20 protein-coding genes and 1 tRNA gene are annotated in these 21,705 nt (G+C 58.5%); 11 read left to right on the forward strand and 10 right to left on the reverse strand.

The window, feature by feature from the left end; translation table 11 throughout:
- Positions 1-137: 137 nt before the first annotated feature.
- Entirely contained in the window at positions 138-1,328 is a 1,191-nt protein-coding gene (gene yidC, locus ACVWXF_RS12055; protein WP_457474509.1) for a membrane protein insertase YidC, read from the reverse strand.
- A gap of 164 nt (positions 1,329-1,492) precedes the next feature.
- On the opposite strand from yidC, the gene ACVWXF_RS12060 reads away from it, so the two are divergent.
- The 3 genes from ACVWXF_RS12060 (at position 1,493) to ACVWXF_RS12070 (ending at position 3,716) form a co-directional block, all read left to right on the forward strand.
- The gene (locus tag ACVWXF_RS12060; RefSeq protein ID WP_457474510.1) at positions 1,493-2,686 is read left to right on the forward strand and encodes an RNA-guided endonuclease InsQ/TnpB family protein; all 1,194 of its coding nucleotides are present in this window, start codon (positions 1,493-1,495) and stop codon (positions 2,684-2,686) included.
- A 156-nt stretch (positions 2,687-2,842) separates the two neighbouring features.
- Positions 2,843-2,914, forward strand: a tRNA-Asn gene (locus ACVWXF_RS12065).
- Positions 2,915-3,197: 283 nt separating this feature from the next.
- Positions 3,198-3,716 carry an inorganic diphosphatase gene (locus ACVWXF_RS12070; protein WP_457474516.1) on the forward strand — a complete coding sequence of 173 codons (519 nt, stop codon included), beginning with the start codon at positions 3,198-3,200 and terminating at the stop codon, positions 3,714-3,716.
- 6 nt (positions 3,717-3,722) lie between these two features.
- On the opposite strand, the gene ACVWXF_RS12075 is transcribed toward ACVWXF_RS12070, so the two are convergent.
- The 3 genes from ACVWXF_RS12075 to rimP form a co-directional block, all read right to left on the reverse strand.
- Complete coding sequence (locus tag ACVWXF_RS12075) at positions 3,723-5,339, reverse strand: B12-binding domain-containing radical SAM protein (RefSeq protein ID WP_457474511.1); 1,617 nt, start codon at positions 5,337-5,339, stop codon at positions 3,723-3,725.
- Between the two features lie 293 nt (positions 5,340-5,632).
- Positions 5,633-7,006, reverse strand: coding sequence for a transcription termination factor NusA (gene nusA, locus ACVWXF_RS12080; RefSeq protein WP_414387771.1), 1,374 nt, complete (start codon positions 7,004-7,006; stop codon positions 5,633-5,635).
- Positions 7,007-7,141: 135 nt separating this feature from the next.
- Positions 7,142-7,612: a ribosome maturation factor RimP gene (gene rimP / locus ACVWXF_RS12085; protein ID WP_011433822.1), complete on the reverse strand. Its 471-nt coding sequence runs from the start codon at positions 7,610-7,612 to the stop codon at positions 7,142-7,144.
- 301 nt (positions 7,613-7,913) lie between these two features.
- On the opposite strand from rimP, the gene ACVWXF_RS12090 reads away from it, so the two are divergent.
- Positions 7,914-8,429 carry a TIGR02652 family protein gene (locus tag ACVWXF_RS12090; RefSeq protein ID WP_414350548.1) on the forward strand — a complete coding sequence of 172 codons (516 nt, stop codon included), beginning with the start codon at positions 7,914-7,916 and terminating at the stop codon, positions 8,427-8,429.
- A gap of 64 nt (positions 8,430-8,493) precedes the next feature.
- On the opposite strand, the gene ACVWXF_RS12095 is transcribed toward ACVWXF_RS12090, so the two are convergent.
- Together ACVWXF_RS12095 and ACVWXF_RS12100 are read right to left on the reverse strand one after the other, a co-directional pair.
- The gene (locus tag ACVWXF_RS12095; protein ID WP_457474512.1) at positions 8,494-9,132 is read right to left on the reverse strand and encodes a class I SAM-dependent methyltransferase; all 639 of its coding nucleotides are present in this window, start codon (positions 9,130-9,132) and stop codon (positions 8,494-8,496) included.
- A gap of 41 nt (positions 9,133-9,173) precedes the next feature.
- Positions 9,174-10,037 carry an arginase family protein gene (locus ACVWXF_RS12100; protein WP_457474513.1) on the reverse strand — a complete coding sequence of 288 codons (864 nt, stop codon included), beginning with the start codon at positions 10,035-10,037 and terminating at the stop codon, positions 9,174-9,176.
- A 243-nt stretch (positions 10,038-10,280) separates the two neighbouring features.
- Here ACVWXF_RS12100 and ACVWXF_RS12105 point away from each other — a divergent pair, with 243 nt between their 5' ends.
- Positions 10,281-10,706 (forward strand): photosystem I reaction center subunit II PsaD, encoded by a 426-nt coding sequence (locus ACVWXF_RS12105; protein ID WP_457385725.1) that lies wholly within the window; start codon positions 10,281-10,283, stop codon positions 10,704-10,706.
- 167 nt (positions 10,707-10,873) lie between these two features.
- Here the strand turns inward: ACVWXF_RS12105 and ACVWXF_RS12110 are convergent, their stop codons facing one another.
- Positions 10,874-11,482 carry a peroxiredoxin gene (locus ACVWXF_RS12110; RefSeq protein ID WP_011433828.1) on the reverse strand — a complete coding sequence of 203 codons (609 nt, stop codon included), beginning with the start codon at positions 11,480-11,482 and terminating at the stop codon, positions 10,874-10,876.
- Positions 11,483-11,646: 164 nt separating this feature from the next.
- Here ACVWXF_RS12110 and ACVWXF_RS12115 point away from each other — a divergent pair, with 164 nt between their 5' ends.
- The gene (locus ACVWXF_RS12115) at positions 11,647-11,913 is read left to right on the forward strand and encodes a hypothetical protein (protein WP_414409136.1); all 267 of its coding nucleotides are present in this window, start codon (positions 11,647-11,649) and stop codon (positions 11,911-11,913) included.
- A gap of 58 nt (positions 11,914-11,971) precedes the next feature.
- On the opposite strand, the gene ACVWXF_RS12120 is transcribed toward ACVWXF_RS12115, so the two are convergent.
- Complete coding sequence (locus tag ACVWXF_RS12120; RefSeq protein ID WP_011433830.1) at positions 11,972-12,247, reverse strand: DUF1830 domain-containing protein; 276 nt, start codon at positions 12,245-12,247, stop codon at positions 11,972-11,974.
- Between the two features lie 258 nt (positions 12,248-12,505).
- Here ACVWXF_RS12120 and glpX point away from each other — a divergent pair, with 258 nt between their 5' ends.
- The 4 genes from glpX to typA all read left to right on the forward strand — a co-directional run bounded on the left by glpX (position 12,506) and on the right by typA (position 17,372).
- Positions 12,506-13,549, forward strand: a complete 1,044-nt coding sequence (gene glpX, locus ACVWXF_RS12125) for a class II fructose-bisphosphatase (protein ID WP_414342167.1) — start codon at positions 12,506-12,508, stop codon at positions 13,547-13,549.
- A gap of 326 nt (positions 13,550-13,875) precedes the next feature.
- Positions 13,876-15,171 (forward strand): glutamyl-tRNA reductase, encoded by a 1,296-nt coding sequence (locus ACVWXF_RS12130; protein ID WP_457474514.1) that lies wholly within the window; start codon positions 13,876-13,878, stop codon positions 15,169-15,171.
- 107 nt (positions 15,172-15,278) lie between these two features.
- Complete coding sequence (gene psb30, locus ACVWXF_RS12135; RefSeq protein ID WP_011433833.1) at positions 15,279-15,386, forward strand: photosystem II reaction center protein Ycf12/Psb30; 108 nt, start codon at positions 15,279-15,281, stop codon at positions 15,384-15,386.
- A 168-nt stretch (positions 15,387-15,554) separates the two neighbouring features.
- Entirely contained in the window at positions 15,555-17,372 is a 1,818-nt protein-coding gene (gene typA, locus ACVWXF_RS12140; RefSeq protein ID WP_414387766.1) for a translational GTPase TypA, read from the forward strand.
- A 30-nt stretch (positions 17,373-17,402) separates the two neighbouring features.
- Here typA and ACVWXF_RS12145 read toward each other — a convergent pair whose 3' ends face one another.
- Both ACVWXF_RS12145 and ACVWXF_RS12150 read right to left on the reverse strand, forming a co-directional pair.
- Positions 17,403-19,556 carry a M48 family metalloprotease gene (locus tag ACVWXF_RS12145; protein ID WP_457474515.1) on the reverse strand — a complete coding sequence of 718 codons (2,154 nt, stop codon included), beginning with the start codon at positions 19,554-19,556 and terminating at the stop codon, positions 17,403-17,405.
- Between the two features lie 102 nt (positions 19,557-19,658).
- Complete coding sequence (locus ACVWXF_RS12150) at positions 19,659-20,942, reverse strand: competence/damage-inducible protein A (RefSeq protein WP_414331859.1); 1,284 nt, start codon at positions 20,940-20,942, stop codon at positions 19,659-19,661.
- A gap of 166 nt (positions 20,943-21,108) precedes the next feature.
- On the opposite strand from ACVWXF_RS12150, the gene ACVWXF_RS12155 reads away from it, so the two are divergent.
- Positions 21,109-21,198, forward strand: coding sequence for a helix-turn-helix domain-containing protein (locus ACVWXF_RS12155; protein WP_457440739.1), 90 nt, complete (start codon positions 21,109-21,111; stop codon positions 21,196-21,198).
- Positions 21,199-21,705 lie beyond the last annotated feature (507 nt).

Raw genomic sequence — 21,705 nt, forward strand, 5'->3', positions numbered from 1 at the left:
CTCCGTCCCGCTAACGCGAATGGAAACAAACAGAATGCTATCGCTGCATAGTTGAACAGTGATGTTCAGCAGTGTTCAGCGTAAATGTATCAGGTATCAACACTCCACCACAAGTCCACCCCAACAGCGAGGATCCCCTAGGGCTCAAAGGGCAAGGATTCCCGTCCCTCCTTGGCTGGTCTGGGCTTGGTCGATTTTTCCACTTCCTTGGCCTCCACAGTGATCGCCTGGGCGGCCCGACGGCGCTCCTCTTCCACCAACTGCTGTAAGTTCTCCGGCAACGGCTCCCGCGAGAGCAGGAAAGTCTGCACCGTTTGGAAGATATTAGAGACAAGGATGTAGAGCAAAACCCCTGCCGGCAGAGGGAAGAACAGGAACATCGCCGAGAACAGCACAGGGGTGATCCGAGCCATGGAACTTTGGCTGGGATCCTCTTTGCCGGTATCCTGTCCGGCATTGGTTAGGTACTGGTTCAGGTAAATGGACACCCCAAAGATGACGATCATGGCGATGATATCCCAGTGGATGGTGCCATCCTCGTCGAAGGCTCCCACACGGCCCAACTTGTCGATGAACAGAAAGCCAGTCTCAGAGGCCAAACCGGGAATGGACACCTGCACGGTCACATCCCCCGGCTGCAGAGCCAGCAAGGTGCCATCCGGCTTTATCTGGGCACGATCTTCTCCTTTGGTGATCTTCCAGGTGGGCTGTAACAGACTGGGATCCCCACCCGCTTCGGCCACCAATTGCTCAAAAGGCTTGCCCCCCGGCCCTTGAAGCAAAAATTGCACCTCCTCCCCGACGGCAATCTTGGTGCCTTTGGGTTCCACCAGCACCACCGGCTTGTGAAGAGAGTCGGTGACAAAAATGTTCTTGCTGGGGCTGACGTAGGGGGCGGGCACCACCTCAGCCGCCATTTCCGCCGGCAGGATCTGCAAGTTGACATCGTAGGTTACTGCCGCAAAAGGGGATCCCCGCAGGGTGGCAAACAGGGCAAACAGCACCGGCATTTGAATGAGCAGTGGCAGGCAGCCCCCCAAGGGATTGGCCCCCAGCTCGCTGTAAAGCTTGGCCTGGGCTTCCCGAAGCTTCTGCGGGTCGTCTCGGTATTTCTCCTGGAGTTCTCGCATCCGCCGCTGCATCACCGGGCTGATCACCTTCATGCGCCGCATGTTGCGGATGGATCCCACATTGAGCGGGTAGAGGGCAAAGCGGATCACCAACGTCAGGAAGATGATGGCCAGTCCGTAGCTGGGCACGATCCCGTAGAAAAAATCCAGGATCGGCAGCATGACGTTGTTGGAGAGAAATCCGACTCCGAAGTCCATGAGGGGCGCTGGCAAATGTCCGTAACCATTGTAATGGCTTCCGTTCGGTTGACGAGGGCGTTTTCAGGGTTTGTCCCCTGGATCCGTCAGCTAGAAATCGCAGGAGCCCCGCACTGTACCCGTAGGGTCAGTGTCGGGAGGAATGCGGAAGTTACGATAGAACCATGACCCAAGTCCTGACCATATCCTGTAAGCTCAAGGTGTCCCCGTCGCAAGCCGCCAGATTGGACGCGACGATGGATGCCTTTGTACAGGCATTGAACTGGGTCAACCAAAACACACCAGAAAAAGTAGTCAACGCAGTCAAACTCCAATCCCTTTGCTACTACGAGATTCGAGCCCGGTTCGGCTTGTCTAGCAACTTGGCCCAACAGGTGTGCAGACGGGTGGCGGGTTCCCGCAAAGTGGCTAAGCAGAAAAAGCGTCCCGTCAAGGAGTTTAAGAGCGGCTTTGTTACCTACGACGCCCGTATCTTTTCGTTCCGTCAAAAAGACTGGACGGTGTCGCTGACCACGGTTGAAGGGAGAGAACGCTTTGAACTAGCCATTGGTAACTACCAGAGGGGAATGCTGGCTGGCTCTAACCCCAAATCGGCCACCCTAGTCCAGCGGAAGGACGGCTCCTACTACATCCAGATTTGCGTAGAGAAAAACCCGCCCAAGCAACAAGATACCGACAAGGTGATCGGGGTGGACTTTGGAAGGACAGATATTGCCCATACGTCAGACGGGGACAACTGGAATGGACAGCAGTTGAACAAAGTCCGAGACCACTACTCCAAGCTGAGGGCGGTACTCCAACGCAAAGCCAGTAAGGGCACCCGCAGTTCGCGGCGCAGATGCAGAGAACTGTTGCAACGGCTGTCTGGCAAGGAGAGACGCTTTCAAGTGTGGGTCAATCATCGCATCTCCAAAGCTATTGTCTCTAGGGCAAAAGCTACCAACAGCGCTATTGCTCTGGAAGACCTGACAGGGATCCGGGAAAGGGTCAATCAACAGCCACGCAGCAAAGCCGAGCGGCGTAGGACCAACAGTTGGGCGTTCTACCAACTACGTCAGTTTCTGGAGTACAAGGCGAGGGTTGCAGGGGTTTCTCTGATTCTTGTGCCGCCCGCCTACACGTCGCAGACCTGCCACAAGTGTTTGCATATCCATCCCGACCCTGCGCAATCCTACCGCAGTGGCAAGTCGTTCAAGTGTGGGCACTGTGGATGGGAAGGGGATGCGGATTTGAATGGTGCGAATGTGATTGCGCTCTTGGGGGCTGTCGTAAACCAGCCTAGAGGTCCGGGCTTGTTTTGTTCTCTGGTAGAGCAGAACAGGCTCAGGGCTACTGAAAGCCCGCTCCGTACCGCTTAGCAGTCGGAGCCGGGTAGTTTACATAGACCTGAGAAAGGCGAGCAATTGAGCAAAATCAAGCCCGCTCCACTGAACAGGGATCCCAAGGCCCAACAAGAACCCCTCATCGGCAGTTGCCTAGCAGTCCTTTTTTCCCCTATGATGAGAAACGCTTGATCCTCGGTAGCTCAGCGGTAGAGCGGTCGGCTGTTAACCGATTGGTCGCAAGTTCGAATCTTGCCCGGGGAGTATGTCTGAGCCAATCAAGGAAGCCGGATCCGGAACCCTATCCTTCCAGGCGGCTCTGGGCCTGCTGAGGGAAAGGGGGAGAGAAAACCCAGTCTCCCATCTCGTCGAGGAAGATGCGACGCTAAGCCAGACGTGGAGAAAATAATGTGAAGCAATGTGAAGGCGGTTAAGGGTTTCGTCCCGCCTGTTCCCGGCAAGTGTCAAGAGTCTCTGTCCTTTGGGGCAAGGAGTATGTCAGAATACCCTCTGGCTGTCTATTCCCAATCCGAGGGTGCTTGCTGTGATCGACCTGTCGCGGATCCCTGCCCAACCCAAGCCCGGCCTGCTCAACCTCTTGATTGAGATTCCCGGCGGCAGCAAAAACAAGTATGAGTTCGACAAAGACATGGGAGCGATGGCGCTGGATCGGGTGCTCTATTCCTCGGTGCAGTACCCTTACGACTACGGCTTTGTGCCCAATACGCTGGCCGGGGATGGGGATCCCTTGGATGGCTTGGTGATCATGGATCAGCCCACTTTCCCAGGGTGTGTGGTCACGGTGCGACCCTTGGGCATGTTGCAGATGATCGATGGCGGGGATCCGGATGAGAAGCTGCTGTGTGTGCCTGCCAAGGATCCCCGCTATGCTGCAGTGACCAAGCTGGAAGACATCGCCCAGCACCGCCTGGATGAGATCGCGGAGTTTTTCGCCACCTACAAGCGCCTGGAAAAGAAAGAAACCCAGATCTTGGGCTGGAAAGGCTTGGCCGAAACCGAGGCGGTCATTGCCAGCAGCATCGCAGCTTGCAAACAACCCAAATAGGTATTTTCAAGAGATACGAACAGAAAGAGCTTCCTGGCGATGTTGCAACAGTCGCTCCAGGGTGAGGGGCCCTTCGATGTGTTGCCAAGGCAAGGGATCCGCTGGATCCCAGTGGCTGTGCACGTAGTAGTCTAGGGGCGGCAGTTGCCCTTTAAGCTCTTTGAAAGCGCGCCGGTAGCTCCCCAAAGATTCGCCAAAGTCCCGCGCCAACTGCAAGACCTTTCCCACCCGCCGATCCCCTCGCGAGATGAGGGCTTGGATCACCGACCAGCTATAGCTTTCCGGGCGCAACTCCACCCCCAGGGGACGCAGGTGTTTCTGGAAAAACTGCAGTTTTTTCTCGGCTTTGGGATCCACCCCGTGCCACTGAAAAGGGGTGTGGGCTTTGGGCACAAAGGTGCTGCAACCCAGCGTCAGGCGCAGGCCGGGAGCCGCTTTTTTGAGCTCTTGGAAAAGGGCTACTGTGGCCTCCAGATCTGCCTGGGTTTCCGCCGGGATCCCTACCATGCCGTAGAACTTAATGCCCTTCAGACCTCCAGCCTGGGCGTGGGCTGCTGCTGCCAAGATTTCCGGGTTGCTTAACTTCTTGTTGATGATCTGGCGCAGTTGTTCTGAGCCACTTTCGATGGCCACCGTAATGGACTGGCTGCCCCGGCGGGAGAGTACCTGCGCCAGACGTGGGGTTACGGTAGCGGTGCGCACCGAGGCCAAACTGAGACGCACCTGCTCGAAGCGATCCTGGGCCAAGTGCTCCAGCAACTGCTCAAATTGGGGGTGCTGGGTTACAGAAGCCCCCAGCAACCCAATCCGCTGAGTGACCTGCAGCCCCCGCTCTACCGCCGGGATCAAATGCCCCTCCACATCCGCCACCCGGAAAGGCAGGGTGAGATAGCTGGCCAGGCAAAACCGACACATCTCCGGGCAGCTGCGCACCACCTCCACCATGTAGATGCTCTCCCAGGCCGCTTTGGGGGTGACTACTGTGGAAACCGAGAGGGTGTTGCCGCGGAAGGTGTGTTTGCGAATGGAGCTAGGGATCCCGGCCACTTTGGGGAGCACCTTCTCCACCGGGCCGTCGGGCTCCCGGTATTGGGGTTCATACAAGCCGGGCACATAGATCCCCGGCACCTGCGCTAGCGCCTGCAATTTCTCAGCCCGGGATCCCTGGCGCACCTCCCGATAGACCTCGATCATCTTCTCCAGAAGACCTTCCCCATCCCCCAACAAGATCAGGTCAAAAAACTCGGCAAAGGGCTCAGGGTTGGCTGTCAGTACCGGGCCGCCGCCAAAGACCAAGGGGTGGGTTTCTTCCCGCTCCTCAGATCTGGGAGGGATCCCGTGCCGTTCCAGCAGAGCCAGGATATGGACATAATCCAGCTCCCAGGATAGGGAAAAGCCGAACAGCTCCGGCTCCCGGGGCAGGGGTTCAGCCAAGTCTGTAAAGAGGCGGGAGACGGCCACATCTCGGCGGCTGGCCAGCAGACTCCAGATGACTTGATAGCCCAGGCTGGTGATCCCCACTGCGTAGGTGTTGGGAAAGGCATAGATCACCCGCACCGCGTCGGGGTCGGGCGTAGCCGGGGCGAAGAGCAACTGCTCCAGGGCAAACTCTGAACTAGCCAAGGGATCCCGCTGTGTTGGATTGAGGTTTGGGTTCTGGCTCGGAAGAGTTTTGATTTGCCTGCCGAACTTTTTTGGCTCCTGCATGCTAACAAAAGCTAGCATCTTTCACCAATGCAGATTGCCGGAACAGGGCAGTTCTGCCCAAGCAGGCAGGAAAACCCCACATGCGCCATTGCGGTCTCGGTGCAACCGCGATCCCCTGCAGCAAAACTCATTCCAAAGCCCAGACTTCCGGCAGAAGCCGCCCTCTACGAGCAAAGTGTACGGGCAAAGTGAGGGTAGAGCGTATATCATTACCCCTTCGGCTGGGCAATGTCGAACTCGGCGTCGTAGTCGAAGTCCTCCTCTTCGTCAGCCCAGTCTTCTTCCAGCCTATCGTCCCCCGCCAGCTCCTCTTCCTCCAGGCGGCGCTTTTCTTCGTATTCCTCATCCTCTAGGCCCAAAGCAGCCCGCTCTGCCCGCCGCTGGAAGCGCTCCAGTGCCGCTGGAGTGATGAAGGGATAGGGCAACCCTTGCGCTTGGGCCTCCTCCAGCGCTGCGCGGTAGCTCTCCACTTCCTTGATGTCGATTTTCCAACCGGTGAGGCGGGCTGCCAGGCGCACATTTTGCCCCTCTTTGCCAATGGCCAAACTGAGCTGGTCGCTGTTGACCAACACATGAGCTTGCTGGATTTCCGGATCCACTAGCCGCACCTCCACCACCTTGGCCGGGCTGAGGGCGTTGGCAATGTAGGTGGCAGGATCCGGCGACCAGCGGATGACATCGATTTTCTCGTTGCGCAGCTCTGCTACCACCGCCTGAATCCGGGATCCCCTCGCGCCAATACAGGCCCCCACTGGATCCACGTCCCGCTCCACCGTATCGACCGCAATCTTGGTACGTGGCCCCACATTTCGGGAAGGGGGGTTGGCCTCCCGCGCCACTGCCACAATCCGCACGATATCCTCTTCAATTTCTGGCACCTCGTTGGCAAACAGGTTCACCACCAAGCCAGCATCGGCCCGGGAAACCAAAAGCTGTGGCCCCCGCCGGGATCCCTCATAGACTTTCTTGAGATAGACCTTCATCACCGCGTTGGGAGTGTAGCGATCGCTGGCCAGCTGTTCCTTCTTGGGCAGTTCTGCTTCCACCTCAGGTTGTCCGAAACCGCTGGATACCGACATGATCACCGTCTGCCGCTCGGTGCGCAGCACCCGTGCCTGCAGTACGGTTTTTTCCAGATCGCGGAACTCTTCCTGAATCAGACGGCGCTGCTGATCCCGTAACTTTTGCGCCAGCACCTGCTTGGTTTGGATGGCCGCCATGCGGCCAAATTCCGCCTGTTGTGGGGTGACATCATCTGTGACTTCCCAGCCTACTTCGGCTTCTGGGTAATCCTGCTGCACGTCGTACAGAGAGATCTCGTGATCCGGATCCTGTACCTGCTCAACGATGGCTTTGGTGGCCAAAACGCGAAAGCCTCCTGCCTCCACATCCAACTCCACATCGAAATTGCGGAAGTGGTCTTCTGCAAAGACCACATCTCGCTGGATGGTTTTGCGATAGCGTTCGTAGCCCTTGAGCAGCGCCTCTCGCAGGGCATCGGTGACCACATGGCGGGGCAAGTTGCGCTCCCGCGAGATCATCTCCACCATTTCCGCCAAACCCGGCAGAGGCACCATCGCCATAACCACTGTCCTCCTGCACAAACTTCGTGAAACTTGCTGTTGCTATTGCTCCACAGCGGGAACTGAACCCGCATCTCTGATGCGAAGGGAGGGCCGCACCACCTGCGGTCAAACGCTCTCTCTATCTCCGGTCTCCTAGTCAGTTTCCGATGAGAGGGCAACCCGCTGCACCGAAGCGCGGGGCAACTGGACTCGCCGCCCCTTGAGGGATAAGGCAACCCTCTCCTCATCCCGACCCAGCAGGTGTCCTGACCAGACGGCTTTGCCCTTGTAGGGCGGATCCAAGGTCACCTCCACCGCAAACCCTTTGAAAACCACAAAGTCGCGATCGCTGGTGAGAAGGTTGCTAATGCCAGGGCTGGACACCTCCAACACGTACTGGCCTGGGATCAGATCCACCCGATCCAGCTCGACTTCTAAGGCTTGGCTCATGGCTTCGCAATCGGCATGGCTGGTTTCTCGGTCGGGATCCAGTGGGCGGATATCCACCCGCAGAACTGGCGGATGCTGGTTGGTGTGGAAAACCATCTGCACCAACTGGTATCCCAGTTGAGCGGCCAAGGGACGGGCCAAGCTCTCCAACTGTGGAATAAGAGGGTGAACCATAACCAACTTGTCACCAACCGGGTGTTGCCGCCAGATCCAAACCCCTTTGAGCCGGAGCTGGCAAAGGGGACAGTAAGCCCCCTCAAAAAGCAAAGAAGTGGGTACCACCCACTCCCCGTTGCTATCGCGGAGCTCCTTGAGGCTCGCCCAGAATCAGTACAGACTTCGAGCGCATCCCCCCTACCTCCTAATTTAGAAGATCTCCTCCGGTTTTGTCATGGGGATCCCCAAAAGGCAACATCTATAATGTGGACAACTGCGGATTTGCCCAGATATCCAGCCGCGTTTTGTGGGGTTTCCTATGACTGTTGCCTTTTCCTACCCGATCTTCGGCCCCAGCATTCAGTGCCCCCACTGTCGGCAAACGATTGCGGCCCTCACCCTGACCGATACCTACCTCTGCCCTCGCCATGGTGCATTTGAGGCGGATGCTGAACAAGAGGAGCTGGTACACCTGCAATCCGGACGGCGCTGGCGCTTTTGGGAAGGTCGCTGGTTTCGTCAGCACACCCACGCCGATGGGATCCGTTTTGAGATTCATGAAGAATTGGATCGGCTGCGCATGCAAGGGATGCGAGCCACTCAGGTGATTGTGGCCGAACGCTACCGCCAGTTGCTCACCCCTTATCTGGAGCAGGGATCCCACCGTCGCCCCGGCCCACCTCGCCTCTATGGCTTGCCCGTCAGCTTCAGCTCCCAAATCCCAGAGGGTGTGGGTGGATCCCCTCAGCGCTGGCGGGTGATCAACTTTGAGCTGACCTACGAGATCGACCCGGCCATGCGGCAGCCGCAATCCCGTCTGCAACTGTGTGATTAGACTGTGTGATTAGAAAGGCGAACAGGTAGAGAGCTGTTGGAAAATTGGTGGCTGCTCAAGTCTTCTAGAACTGGAAGTTTCCTTCCGCGGCGGGAAGCGCTATGCCTTGATAGGTGTAGCCAATGAATCTCGGCTGGTCAGGCATATAAAACCGCTCCAGTTGCTCAAACCGAAACCCCGCTTCTCGGATCAACCGGGCCATATCTCGGTTGAGGTTGCAGCCATCTGCAATCACTTTTTGGAGGGGGTTGAGACGATTTTGCCATCTTTGCACCTGGGGATCCTCACTGAGGCCGTGTTCGAGAAAAAACAGCTTTCCCCCCGCTCGCAACACCCGCCGGATTTCCCCTAAAGCCTTGGCCACATTAGGAATGCTGCACAATGTCCAGGTGCTGACCACGCTATCAAAACTCTGGCTTGGAAAAGGCAGTTCCTGGGCATCCGCCACTTGCCAATCAACGGCGATGGGAGAAGAGGCAATGCGCCGACGAGCCAGGGATCCCATGCCGGGATTGGGGTCTACCCCTGTGATCTTGCGAATGTGCTCTGGGTAGCAGGGTAGGTTGAGGCCGGTGCCAAAACCAATCTCCAGAACGGATCCCTGCACATGAGCCAGAAGCTGACGCCGATAGCGCTCTATCCGTTCCCCCGAGAGGGCCAGATCCAACAGTTGCGGGAAGATCACTCGGCGATAGAGGTTCATGCAACCATTCCCAGATATTCAGGCATTCATCTTTGAGCAGCTTAAACAGTCTGGGCAGGTTGCGGTTGAGCAGTCACCTTCAGGGAGTGAAGGGCATAGCAGGCCAGCAACCAATTGAGCAGGCGGGCCACCACACGAGCGGTTTGCCGCGTTGCGGATCCCACCGCCACCCCTCCCAGTGAAAGGCCAACCACAGGACGAGCGGCAAAGATGGCCTCACAGGTCTGCAACAGTTGCGGCCAACTCACCCCCCCTGGCTCCGGGTGATGCACCGCGGGCGCCAAGGAAGGATCCAACACACTGCAGTCCACCACCAAAAACACCGGTTGATCCGGCAAAGAGGCCACCACCTGCTGGGGATCCCAGCCATCTTGGGCCCAGAATATTGGGCTGTGGTGGGCTTTCAGCCATGCGTAGGCCCGCGCACTGCCGCTGCGCAATCCCACATGGATCACCGGCAGCTTGTGCTGATAGAGCAACTCCACCCAGGCAGCACTGCCATAGCTCGTATCTTGATCCGGCTGGCTCATCTCCGGCGGCGGCATCAGATTGGCATGGGCGCTGCAATGCACCACGCTCAGGGTTGGGTGGTGTTTCCAAAGGGCACGAATGGCCCCCCAACTGGCGGCCAAGACCGAAGGCAACAGCACCGGCCATTGTTGTCGTCTCCAAGCTTGAGTCACCGCCGCCTCACACATGCCGTAGGGAGGCTCATCCACCAGCCCCGGCAACTGCGCCACCGCCAGCTTATCCACATCGATCCCCAACCTCGGCTCGAAGGCACACAGCTCCGAACCGGCATTGAGGATGGCCATCGGAGCCTGAGTATCGTGGCCAAAGGCGGTGGGAATGAGAATGACCCTAGCGTTGGATTGCGAGCTGGGATGGAGGGACCACTGGGCCATGGGCGCTGTTCCTTTTCCAGAAAGCTGTGGGTCTCCGGCTTGTTCTATGGTGGCCTACAGGGCGCCCAGGGATCCGTCCGAGAGCAAGCCGGTCTGCTACGAAAGATTACAGTTCCCAGGCGGAACTGGGGCCAAAAATCGAGTCAGTGGTAGATTCAAAGTGCTTCGCGCCGCAAACCGCGGTTTGGACAAGGCAAACCACCGCAAACCACAACGAGTTGAGAAAGGTAGACTATGGCTGTGATGGAAGGCGATCCTCGTCAGGGAGCAAAGCTGCCTCTATTTGGGGGATCCACCGGAGGGCTGTTGAGCGCAGCCGAAACCGAAGAAAAATACGTCATCACCTGGACGGGCAAGCCGGGGCAGGTGTTTGAAATGCCCACCGGCGGCGCTGCCGAAATGGTGGAAGGCAAAAACTTTCTCACCTTTGCCCGCAAAGAGCAGTGTTTGGCGCTGGGTGCCCAGTTGAGATCCGACTACAAGATCAACGACTACCAGATCTTCCGCATTCCGGCAGGTGGAGAGCCTGTGTTGGTGCATCCCAAAGACGGCGTCTTTCCCGAGAAGGTCAACGAAGGCCGCGAGCCCATCGGCAAAGTGGATCGCAACATCGGCAAAAACAAGGAGCCGATTACCTACAAGTTCACCGGCGGGAAACCCTGGGATTGAACTCCCCACAGCTTCGCTCCCTACTGAGTTTCAGGATCCCCTAGCAAGGTCGGGGGATCTTTTGCTTGCCTGTTTTCGACAAAAAAGCTCCAGCCCACCTTGAGCTGAAGCTACGCCCGGAAGCGCTGGGGATCTCCTATATGTAGCCAGGGATCCCAGGGGCCAACCTACTTGGCAATCGCCGCGAAGAACTCCTTGGATTTCACTGGGTCGGGGTGCATGGTTTTCTGGCCGGGCTGCCAGTTGGCCGGGCAAACTTCATCGGGGTGAGATTGCACGTATTGGATAGCTTGCAGGGTGCGCAAGGTTTCATCCACACTGCGGCCAAAGGCCAGGTTGTTAATGGTGGCGTGCTGGATGATCCCTTCTTTGTCGATGATGAACAGGCCGCGCAGCGCCACACCCGCTTCCGGATCCAGAACATTGTAGGCAGCGCTGATCTCCTTTTTCAGGTCAGAGACCAGAGGATACCTCAGCTCGCCCACCCCTCCAGCCTTGCGGTCGGTTTGAATCCAGGCCAGGTGAGAGTATTCGCTATCCACCGAGACGCCCAGGATCTCGGTATCCAGCTTGGCAAAGTCGTCATAGCGGTCGCTAAAGGCCGTGATCTCCGTTGGGCAGACAAAGGTGAAGTCCAAGGGGTAGAAGAACAGCACCACATACTTCTTACCCCTGTAGTCGGAGAGCTTCACCGTCTTGAATTCCATGTCATAGACGGCGGTGGCGGAAAAATCGGGAGCGGGCTGCCCCACTCGCAGGCATCCTTCCTGAGACATAAATCAACGCTCCTTGCGGTAAAGTGCAAATGTAAACCAAACCTAACATACCATACTCATAATGAGTTTGTCTTAATCCGAGGGCTAGGGAGGGATCCCAACTGCCGGGATCCGGATAATGCCCATTTTTCCATGCTGATCGGCTCAGCTCTGCAAGGGATCCCATGAGAGTGGCGCTGGAGTTCCTCTATCACTTTTGTTGTGACCGCTGTCGGCGGTGGTGGAGCCAGGCCGATGTGGAGCCCCAACCTGGGGATCGCCTGTATTGCCCCTATTGCGGCCATCAAAATTGCGTGGAGCGCATCGATACCTTTCGCAATGCTGCGCGGGGCAGTTGCCTGACCCGTCCCCCCGATGCCCCTTCTCCAGATCCGCATCCGCCCTCTGAAAAATCCGGGGATCGGCCTCAGGAGAAGCGATCCCCAATCTAGTTATCCTGGGCAAACCCAGTCCTCTTGCCCCTATGGGGCAGCCAGCCGCTAGAGCCTGTCAACCATTCAACGCATCCGCCAGAGTTCCCCGTTGCGAAGATGACCACAGGTAGAGGTCAACCTCAGGCGAGGAAGAATCCACCAGATAGCGACAGAGGCGGCGCTCTTCCAGGATGGCGGTGGAGCAGCAGCAACTGTAGACTTCCAGATAGTCGTCCGGCTCCGCCTCAAAAATCGCCTGCTGGCCGGGAAAGAGGGTGCGCTCCCAGTGGCCGGGGATCGTGCGGATCACCTGAACCTGTCCGGAACGGTTGACAAAAGCGTATCTTTTCATTGCGTTTTTTTAATGGTGTTAAGAAAAACTTATTGCCCTTAAAATAGGCTACCATCCCTGATCCCCAAGCGGCAATAGTAAGCCGCCAAGACGGGGATCGCTCTTCCTGACTGGCTTTGGGAGATTTGTTCTCTCAGCTTATTGGGGTTGAGAGAATGGGATCCCGAGGAGAAGCCTGCCCTGGTAAACTGAGGGGAAGAGTCTGAAGATATCCTTAAGTTGGCCTTCACCATTCCGAGATCAGCAAGGGGGCACATCGTGGACAACAAGTTGGGGCTAGAGATCATCGAAGTCGTGGAGCAGGCTGCCATTGCCGCCGCCCGCTGGATGGGCAAAGGGGACAACAAGACCGCCGACCAGGTGGCTGTAGAGGCCATGCGGGAGAAACTCAACCAGATCCCTATGCGCGGTCGCATCGTCATCGGGGAAGGAACCCGGGATGAGGCCCCCATGCTCTACATCGGCGAAGAAGTGGGCATCTGTACCCGCCCGGATGCTGAGCAGTTCTGCCGTGTGGAAGAGCTGGTGGAGATCGATATTGCTGTGGATCCCTGCGAGGGCACCAACCTGGTGGCCAAAGGCCAAAACGGCTCTATGGCGGTGCTGGCCATCTCCGAGAAAGGCGGCCTTCTCCACGCCCCGGACATCTACATGCAAAAGCTGGCGGCTCCGCCCCAGGCCAAGGGCAAGGTGCACATCGACTATCCGCCAGAGAAAAATCTCAAGATCATCGCCGAAAGCCTGGATCGGGAGGTGTCGGATCTGACGGTGGTGGTCATGGATCGCAAGCGCCACCTCGATCTGATTCGCCAAATTCGAGAGGCGGGGGCACGGGTGAAGCTGATTACCGATGGCGACATCTCGGCGGCTCTCTCGGCAGGCTTCAATGGCACCGGCATTCATGCTCTGATGGGGATCGGGGCTGCTCCTGAGGGAGTGATCTCGGCAGCTGCTCTGCGGTGCTTGGGCGCCCACTTCCAAGGTCGGCTGATCTACGATCCCGAAGTAGTTCAGGCAGGCACCTACTTGCCACCCGTGGAGGAAACGCGACGGGAACTCAAAGAAAAAGGCATCGAGGATCCCGACAAGGTGTGGGAGTGTGAGGAGCTGGCCAGTGGCAAGGAAGTCCTCTTTGCTGCCACCGGGATCACCGATGGTGACTTGATGCGCGGGGTACGTTTCTTTGGGGGTGGGGCCCGCACCGAGACCTTGGTGATTTCCAGCCAATCCCGCACGGTGCGCTTTGTGGATACCATCCACATGAAAGATGGCCAGCAGCCCCGCGGACTGCAGCTGCGCTAAGGGATCCCTATCTAACATCCTCGGAGATCGGGGCGGCTTTCCCCTGCTGGAGGTCGCCCTTGCCTTTTTGGGAAAGTTACGAAATCTATCAAGCCCCAACCCGTGAAAACGTAATAACTCTTCAGCAAAATCCGGCAAAACCGGTTCGATACTGGTTTTAGGGTTTAGGTAGGCTGAGAAAAGTTACCTAAGCTTGCTGGAACCGAGTCAAGGGATCCCCTCGTATCGGTCACAGCTCTTGCTTTCTCTCTGAAACAATATTTGCTTTTGTTCAGAGTTTTTGTTTTTAATAACTTTTGCTGTTGCTGTACAGACGACGGAGAGGCATGTTTATCGCGGTTGTCGGTCTTAGCCATCGCACAGCTCCCGTAGAGATTCGGGAGCGCCTCAGCATCGCGGAGGCGGAGGTGGGAGAGACGATCCAGCAGCTTCGCACCCACCCCCACATTGAGGAGGCTGCGATCCTCAGCACCTGTAACCGGCTGGAGGTCTACATCGTCACCTCAGAAATGGAGAGTGGTGTCCGGCAGACGATGCAGTTCTTGGCTGAGCTGAAAGGGATCCCCTTGCCCCAACTGCGTCCGCACCTGTTTACCCTTCTCTACCAAGATGCCGTAACCCACCTGATGCGGGTGGCTGCCGGGCTAGATAGCTTGGTGCTGGGAGAAGGGCAGATCCTCTCGCAGGTGAAAAAAGCCCAGCAACTGGGCCAAGCCTGCAACGGCATGGATCGCATCCTCAATCGCCTTTTTAAGGCGGCCATTACCGCCGGCAAACGCGTCCGTACCGAAACGGAGATCGGCACCGGCGCCATGTCCATCAGCTCGGCAGCGGTGGAGTTGGCTCTGCAAGAGCAGGGATCCCTCTCTCAGGGCAAGGTTACCGTGGTGGGGGCGGGGAGAATGGCCCGTCTGTTGGTGCAGCACCTGTTGGCCAAGGGGGCAGTCGATATCACGGTGGTCAACCGCTCCCTGGAGCGAGCCGAAGCCCTGGCCAAGCAATTTGAGCAGCCGATCCAGGTGCTGCCTTGGGAGTCGCTGCTGAACAGTGTGGCCGAGTCCAACTTGGTCTTCACCAGCACCGGTGCCACCCAGCCGATCCTCACCTACCAGCAACTGGCAGGGGTGCTGCAGCCAGATCAGCCGCTGTTGTTGGTGGATATCTCTGTGCCCCGCAACATCGATCCCGACGTGGAAAAGCTGAAGGGGGTACAGGTGTTCAATGTGGATCACCTCTCCCGCGTCGTGGAAGAAAACCGCGCCCAACGGCAAAAGCTGGCTCTGGCTGCCGAAGCCCTGGTGGAAGAAGAGGTGGATCAATTCATGGAGTGGTGGCGTTCTCTGGAGACGGTGCCCACCATTTCCAGCCTGCGCCACAAGGTGGAGTCCATCCGCGAGCAGGAGATGGAAAAAGCTCTCTCCCGCCTGGGCAAGGACTTTGCCGAGAAGCACCTGGAGGTGATCGACGCCTTGACCCGCGGCATCGTCAACAAGATCCTGCACGACCCGATGGTGCAACTGCGGGCCAAACGGGATATTGAGGCGCGGCGGGCAGCCATGCGGATCTTGCAGGAACTGTTCAACCTGGATCCGGTGGTGTTTCAAGCCCAGCAGGAGCGCTAGGGATCCCTTGGCGAAGAGCGCATGACTTGAAGAATTGTAACAGCTCTCCTATCTGGGGTGGAGGGCACCCCTTAGGATACAAAGCGTAAGCCACAGGATCTGGGATTATGTTCGGACAATACGAAGTTTTTGTGCAGTTGGCCCTGCTGGCCTTGATTGTCTTGGCAGGCCCGGCGGTCATCCTGCTGCTCTATCTGCGCGGCGCCGATATGTAGGGGATCCCTCTGGATATTGAGGCAGTCGGGATAACCCTTTGGGAGTGCTGGGGCTAAGCCCAAAGCCAGGAGTGTTTAGCAACGTAACGCTCCTTTGCGTTAGAGTTGTAAAGAAATCCCTAGGGCACTCCTGCTTGTAGGGCGACATCCTGCTGGTCAATGGTTAATATGTCACTCCCCATCCGCAACGTTGCCATCATCGCCCACGTCGACCACGGCAAAACTACCCTTGTGGATGCCCTGTTACGCCAGGCGGGCATCTTTCGGGAGGGGGAAGACATTCCCACCTGTGTGATGGACTCCAACACGCTGGAGCGGGAGCGGGGCATTACCATCTTGGCCAAAAACACAGCCGTCCGCTACGGCGAAACCTTGATCAACATCGTCGACACCCCTGGCCACGCCGATTTCGGGGGCGAGGTGGAGCGGGTGCTGGGGATGGTGGAGGGCTGCTTGTTGATCGTGGATGCCAACGAAGGCCCGATGCCGCAAACCCGCTTTGTGCTGCGCAAAGCCTTGGAGAAGGGCCTGCGCCCAATTGTGGTGGTCAACAAGATTGATCGGCCTCGCGCCGAGCCCTACAAAGCCGTCGACAAGGTGCTGGATTTGTTCTTGGAGCTGGGGGCAGACGAAGACCAGTGCGACTTCCCCTATCTATTTGCCTCTGGGTTGCGCGGCTTTGCCCTGGAAGAAGCCCATCTCAAAGACTTTCTGGAAGGGAAGTACAGCGGATCCCTGGATATGAAGCCTCTTTTCGAGGCCATTCTCAAGCATGTCCCACCTCCCATTGGGGATCCCGGCAAGCCGCTGCAACTGCAGGTCACCACGCTGGAGTATTCGGAATACCTGGGCCGGATTGTGATCGGCAAGATCCACAACGGCACCATCCGTCTGGGGGATCCATTGGCAGTGGTGAAAGAGGATGGATCCATTGCCAAGGGCAAAGTAACCAAGCTGTTCGGCTTTCAGGGCCTGCAGCGCATCGAGCTGACGGAAGCTACCGCCGGCCACATTGTTGCTGTGGCGGGGTTTGCCGAGGCCAACATTGGCCACACCCTCACCTCTCCCGAGAATCCCCAGGCTCTGCCGCTCATCAAAGTGGACGAGCCCACATTGCAGGTGATGATCTGCGTCAACGACTCCCCCTTCGCCGGGCAAGAGGGTACTTTTGTAACTTCGCGGCAACTGCGGGAGCGCCTGATGCGGGAGCTGGAAACCAACGTGGCGCTGCGGGTGGAAGAAACCGATTCGCCGGATCGCTTTTTGGTGTCGGGGCGAGGCGAGCTGCACCTGGGCATCCTGCTAGAAACCATGAGGCGGGAAGGCTATGAGTTTCAGGTGGGGCAACCGAAGGTAATTTTCCGCGAGGTCAACGGCCAGCCCTATGAGCCCTATGAGTGTTTGGTGCTGGATGTGCCGGAAGCGACGGTGGGGGCCTGCATCGAGCGGCTGGGGCAACGGCGGGGAGAAATGCAGAACATGATGGTGGGATCCGATGGTCGGGCTCAGCTGGAGTTTGTCATTCCGGCGCGAGGGCTGATCGGCTTTCGGGGGGAGTTTATCCGCATCACCCGCGGCGAGGGGATCATGAGCCACAGCTTTTTGGAATACCGTCCCCTGACCTCTGAGATGGAAATGCGCCGCAACGGGGTGCTGATCGCTTTTGAAGAAGGGGTGGCCACCACCTACGCCCTGAAAAACGCCGAGGATCGGGGTGTGTTTTTCATTACCCCAGGTACCCGTGTTTACAAAGGGATGATCGTGGGCGAGCACAACCGTCCCCAGGACTTGGAGTTGAACGTCTGCAAGACCAAGCAACTGACCAACCACCGGGCTGCGGGCGGGGAGGAGCTGGTGCACTTGCAAGCGCCGGTGGAGATGACCCTGGAGCGGGCTTTGGAATACATCGGCGAGGATGAGCTGGTGGAGATCACGCCCCAGTCGGTGCGCCTGCGCAAGGCACAGTTAACGCCCTCTCGCCGCTAGTTTTCTCAGCCAACTGGAAGAGAGCCTGGCTCACCACCGCCGCAGGTAAGAGGCCAAGTTGGGGAAATAGAACGCCCCCCAAATCCCCAGCAGGATGACTCCCAAGCCGAACACAACCAGCCAAAGGCGCGGTCGGCTATGCAGCTTATTGGATCCCACCTGGACGTAGGCCAGATCCACCCAAGCAGTATTGCCGCGGCGGAACCAGCCCACCACTTTGACGCGCCGGCCCACCAGGGCGCGGATCCGCTTCAGGCCGGAAAAGACATTGCCCACCGGGCCCAGAGGGGAGGTGAAGCGCACCGGGATCAGCCCTGTGGCCTCTTGCAGCTTCAGCTCTGCCCCCAGTTGATAGCCGGAGGGGCCCAGTCCCACCAATTCCCCCTCCAGCTCCACCCATTGTCCGCGGCAGGGATCCGCGTCGGGATCCGCCAGCAAATTGAGCACATCCGTCGGCCTTGCCGGCAGGGATCCCCCGTACATCAACCCCGCTTTGGCCCACAAGCCCACCCCGTAGCCCACCACCGCTGCTGCCGCGATCACCTTGGGATCGAGACGGTTTTGCAGCAGCAGGTAGAGGATCAGCCCCACCAGCCAGCCAATGAGGATCCCGACCACTTCGGCTGCGTAGATGGCCAGATCTAGCCAAAACCGGCTTTGCAGGCGGGCCACATCCAATTTGGACCCGGATCCCAGGCTCAGCTCCGGCAGGAGGCGCAGCCGCTCTCCATATCCCGCCAAGACCTTGAAGCGGTGCCCCGGCAGCGGATGGCTGGAATTGACCTGCATCCAGCGGGCCCAAGGGTTGATTTGATCCCAAAGAAAGACTTGGCCAGCTTGGGAGGGATCCTGGAGGCGGGCGGCAGCACTGGCAGCGGCGATGGTTTTGAAGTCCAAAAAGCTGAACAGGCGGGTGCAGTGCAACAGCGAGGAAGGTCGGCGGTCGTTTTTGTGGGCCTCCTGCAGGCCAGCAGCCGATTTGAGCAGAGCAGCGATCAGCCCGTTCGGGTTGCCGGTTGCCTGTACGGCAAAATGGTCGGCATGGTAGGTGCCCAGGCGGGAGAGGAAAAACAGCGGGTAGGAAAGCACCGTGTAGATGAGGTAGAGCAGCGGGGCCACATGCCCGATGAGATCCCGCCGTTTGCTTCCCAGTTGGCTCACCTGCTCTAGGGCCAGGTAAACCAGTTGAATCGGGGATCCCAGCAGGGTCATGACCAGGATATCTCCATTAACAATTCGCCCCAGGGCCTGGGCGTAGACGGCGGCAATCTCATCCTCAGAAAGCTGCTGCAACAGGGCTTGGGTGACCACAATGCGGCAGCCATCAGAAAAAGTGCCGTAAACAAAGGCCAGCGGCCCGGCATCTGGGATCACCCCCAGTCGGGGCTGTTTTAGCTGGTTTTGGGCACAGATGCGCTGCAGCAGGCGCGCCGTTTCGGGGCTGTGGCGTTCGATTTCGCCAAGCCTGGCCCAACGCAACTTGTGCAGCCGTTGGTGGAGCTGATCCATCAGCCAGGGGGCAAAAAAGAGAAGGCCTACTCCAAAGTTGACCGCCAGGCTGCCGGCCACCAACCACCGCAGGCCATTGCGCAGCCAGGGCAGCAACCCCTGCAAAAACCAAAGCTGCCGCGGAAAACTCAGCCGGCCAAAATCCAGATGGCTGCCTACCAACACAAAGCTCAGCCACCAAAGGAAGACAATGCCCACCCCCAGGGATCCCCACTTGGCCCAATGCAGGGGGCCGGCCCGCTCCGGCAGGGGGATCTTCATACCCAGTTGGGCGGCCCGTTGACGGGTGGACAGGGATCCCGCTCCAGGAGACGGCTCCTCTGGGGGAGCAGAACGCGGTTCGACAGGTTTGGCGGACGGAGCAGCCAGGGACTCTGTTGCAGTGGGCAGGCGAAGCAAGATCTTCTTGGCCCAGCCTTGCGCCTGGGGGTTGGGGTGTTGCAGCAGCTCTAGGCAGAGGGACCGTGCCTTCTCCGTCTGGCCCAACTGGTGGTAGGCCCGCACCAGGTTCATTTGGGCTTCCAGGGCTTCGCCGTCAGATGAGTCTGCCGGGATCCCTAATGCTTTGTCCTGCTGACGGGATTGGGCCAGGTAGCCTTCAAAAAGTTGGATGGCCTCTTGAAGGCGGCCCTGCCGCAGGGCTTCCTTGCCCGCCTGGACGGCATCGGGGATCATCGGCTTGCTCCTTGCCTGGTAGGGTCTGCTTCTGGAGATCGGTTGGATCCATCTGCTCCCCCAGCTTACTCAGGGATCCAACCCCGAGAGACCGGATCCCCCCTAAAGGGGGTAGCAGAGCAAGCGCCGCCGCAAGCGATCCAGAGCCGTCTGGGCGCTCCACCAACGCACCCCCTCTCTGCCGCGCAGGCTGCCAAACCGGTACTCGTGTACTTCCACCTTCCCTTGCGGATCCGCCAAACCCAGATACACAAGACCGACTGGCTTGGTGGCGGTGCCTCCCTCTGGCCCGGCAATGCCGGTGATGCTCAAGGCCCAGTTGGAGCCCAGGACTTGCTTGGCCCCCAGCGCCATTTGGGCGGCCACCGCCTCGCTCACGGCCCCGTGCTGTCGCAGGGTTTCCGGATTCACCTGTAAAAGCTGCTCCTTGATGCGGTTGTCGTAGGCCACGATCCCCCCCACAAAATAGCGGGAGCTGCCCGGGATCCCGGTCACCAACTGCCCCAGCAGCCCGCCGGTGCAGGATTCTGCCACCGCCAGAGTTTGACCCCGTTGCAGCAACAGCTCCCCCACCACACCGGCCAAGGTGGCGTCATCGCTGCCGAAGTAGTCTTCTCCAGAAATCTGTAAAATCTGCTCCACCACCGGGGCGATCAAGGCTTGGGCCTCTTCACGACTGGGAGCACGTCCGGTAACCCGCAGGCGTACCTCCCCCTGGCTGGCGTAGGGAGCCACCGTAGGGTTTTCCCCCGCCAACAGGGATCCCAGCCGTTCGGCCAGCGTCGATTCGGGAATGCCCCAATAGCGCAGTACCCGGCTGTAGAACACCTCTTTTCCCCAGCCGATGGAGCGCAGATAAGGCACGGCGGTCTCCCGCCACATGTGTTGCATCTCCCGCGGCACCCCAGGGAAGGTGAGAATGTGCAGGTCGGGCCGGGGCTGCCAGATGAGGCCACAGGCGCTGCCAAGCGGGTTGGGCAACACCCTCGCTCCCCGGGGCAGAAAAGCCTGCTTGCGATTGCTCGGCGAGGGCACAAGGCCCCGCTGCCCGTACTTTTGCAGGATCTCTTCCCACACTTGGGGGTGCTCCACCATCTCCGCCCCAAAAAAGGAAGCCAGCGCCTCATGGGTGAGATCGTCCGGCGTCGGCCCCAAACCCCCGGTGATCAGAATCAAGCTGGAACGACCACAGGCCACCTCCAGCGCGTGGTGAATGCGGGCCTCGTTATCCCCCACCACCGTTTGGTAATAGTGGGGGATCCCCAGTTGCGCCAACTCGGCTGCCAAGTACTGGGCATTGGTATTGGTGATCTCTCCCAAAAGCAATTCTGTGCCGATGCAGAGGATCTCAGCCCCTTGGGGAATAGCAGTTTGCGGTGGGATCATGCTTGGCCTCGAGCTCAGCTCAGCCGCAAGAGAAGTATACAAGCAGGGAGGTCTCGGCCTCCCTGCGCGCCCCCAGATTTTGGGCTTGCAGTTGGCCATTCCAAATGGCGGTGAGACAACCGGCAAGTTTCCATCTCCGGCGCCGGCAAAAAGATTGGGGGACGAGATGTATCCGACAGCACAACAGCGACAGACGCTGCAGCAGTGGTTGGGAACAGCTCGGTTTGTTTATAACCGCACCCTAGGAAGTCTTTAGAAGGCGAGCGTCCACCTGGATGCAAGTAGCTACTCACCACATCTTGCCTTCTCTACCAGATTGGGCGAAGGCAGTCCCGTACCAAACCAGAAAGTGGCAGTCATTGTTTGCGTTGGCCCATTCAAGACTTGCGGGATGAGCGCCAAGGCGGCCAGGTTCTGGGTGGACAACTTTGACATTTATTCTTTGACATTTTCTTTGACATTATTTGACATTGTTTATTGTTTATTGTCTTGGTTTATTGTCTTGCTGCTCAAGTTTCAGACCTCCAAGATAGCGGTCAGAAAGCAGCGCCAGCTACATGCCAAGACGGTGCGCTTGCTACTGGTGGGCGCGTAGTGCGTTCCAGGAACGGCCAGAGGCTGTGGCTGAGCAGTACGGGAAACAAGCATTGACATCCTCCCCGGCCTTTAGGCCGGAGATTCCTACCACGCTACGCATGGATGGCTCCTTGCGCAGTCGTCTCGGCGGGTTCCTGCTTCCGACCGCCCGTGCAGTTCGATCCAC

The organism is Thermostichus sp. MS-CIW-40 (assembly GCF_054058315.1).

Bases quoted from the DNA above. Each gene is read 5' to 3' on its own strand.
- yidC (WP_457474509.1), bottom strand. From the start codon at position 1,328: ATGGACTTCGGAGTCGGATTTCTCTCCAACAACGTCATGCTGCCGATC.
- ACVWXF_RS12060 (WP_457474510.1), top strand. From the start codon at position 1,493: ATGACCCAAGTCCTGACCATATCCTGTAAGCTCAAGGTGTCCCCGTCG.
- nusA (WP_414387771.1), bottom strand. From the start codon at position 7,006: ATGGCGATGGTGCCTCTGCCGGGTTTGGCGGAAATGGTGGAGATGATC.
- rimP (WP_011433822.1), bottom strand. From the start codon at position 7,612: ATGGTTCACCCTCTTATTCCACAGTTGGAGAGCTTGGCCCGTCCCTTG.
- ACVWXF_RS12090 (WP_414350548.1), top strand. From the start codon at position 7,914: ATGACTGTTGCCTTTTCCTACCCGATCTTCGGCCCCAGCATTCAGTGC.
- ACVWXF_RS12095 (WP_457474512.1), bottom strand. From the start codon at position 9,132: ATGAACCTCTATCGCCGAGTGATCTTCCCGCAACTGTTGGATCTGGCC.
- ACVWXF_RS12100 (WP_457474513.1), bottom strand. From the start codon at position 10,037: ATGGCCCAGTGGTCCCTCCATCCCAGCTCGCAATCCAACGCTAGGGTC.
- ACVWXF_RS12105 (WP_457385725.1), top strand. From the start codon at position 10,281: ATGGAAGGCGATCCTCGTCAGGGAGCAAAGCTGCCTCTATTTGGGGGA.
- ACVWXF_RS12110 (WP_011433828.1), bottom strand. From the start codon at position 11,482: ATGTCTCAGGAAGGATGCCTGCGAGTGGGGCAGCCCGCTCCCGATTTT.
- ACVWXF_RS12115 (WP_414409136.1), top strand. From the start codon at position 11,647: ATGAGAGTGGCGCTGGAGTTCCTCTATCACTTTTGTTGTGACCGCTGT.
- ACVWXF_RS12120 (WP_011433830.1), bottom strand. From the start codon at position 12,247: ATGAAAAGATACGCTTTTGTCAACCGTTCCGGACAGGTTCAGGTGATC.
- ACVWXF_RS12130 (WP_457474514.1), top strand. From the start codon at position 13,876: ATGTTTATCGCGGTTGTCGGTCTTAGCCATCGCACAGCTCCCGTAGAG.
- psb30 (WP_011433833.1), top strand. From the start codon at position 15,279: ATGTTCGGACAATACGAAGTTTTTGTGCAGTTGGCCCTGCTGGCCTTG.
- typA (WP_414387766.1), top strand. From the start codon at position 15,555: ATGTCACTCCCCATCCGCAACGTTGCCATCATCGCCCACGTCGACCAC.
- ACVWXF_RS12145 (WP_457474515.1), bottom strand. From the start codon at position 19,556: ATGATCCCCGATGCCGTCCAGGCGGGCAAGGAAGCCCTGCGGCAGGGC.
- ACVWXF_RS12150 (WP_414331859.1), bottom strand. From the start codon at position 20,942: ATGATCCCACCGCAAACTGCTATTCCCCAAGGGGCTGAGATCCTCTGC.
- ACVWXF_RS12155 (WP_457440739.1), top strand. From the start codon at position 21,109: ATGTATCCGACAGCACAACAGCGACAGACGCTGCAGCAGTGGTTGGGA.